Source organism: Pseudomonas sp. O39, assembly GCF_045447295.1.
In the GTDB taxonomy this organism is placed as follows: domain Bacteria; phylum Pseudomonadota; class Gammaproteobacteria; order Pseudomonadales; family Pseudomonadaceae; genus Aquipseudomonas; species Aquipseudomonas antarctica_A.
Genome location: NZ_JBJGXV010000092.1, coordinates 1 through 244 on the forward strand (window position 1 = coordinate 1; position 244 = coordinate 244).

Consider the following 244-nt stretch of genomic DNA (forward strand, 5'->3'; position numbering starts at 1 on the left):
GCTCTTGTCGATGAACACGTCATCGCTTGGCGCTGGGACAGTCACCGTGCCCACGGTCGCACCTTGCTTGATGGTGATGCTGGCGCCGTTATCGAGCTGGACCACCATGTCGGTGCCGGCCTTGTTGCTCAAGGTCGCGGTGTAGGTGATCTGGCCGCCTTCGTTGACTGCGCTTGGTGCGGTCAGCGTGACGCTGGTGAGGTCGGTGGTGCCCGGTGTATCGGTCACGGTGGTGTTAACCGGT

Annotated in this window: 1 protein-coding gene; it reads right to left on the reverse strand. The window is 62.3% G+C overall.

Annotated features, from left to right (window positions below):
• The coding region (locus ACI77D_RS29440) for an immunoglobulin-like domain-containing protein (protein ID WP_407018119.1) at nt 1–244 on the reverse strand (244 nt) is incomplete at both ends.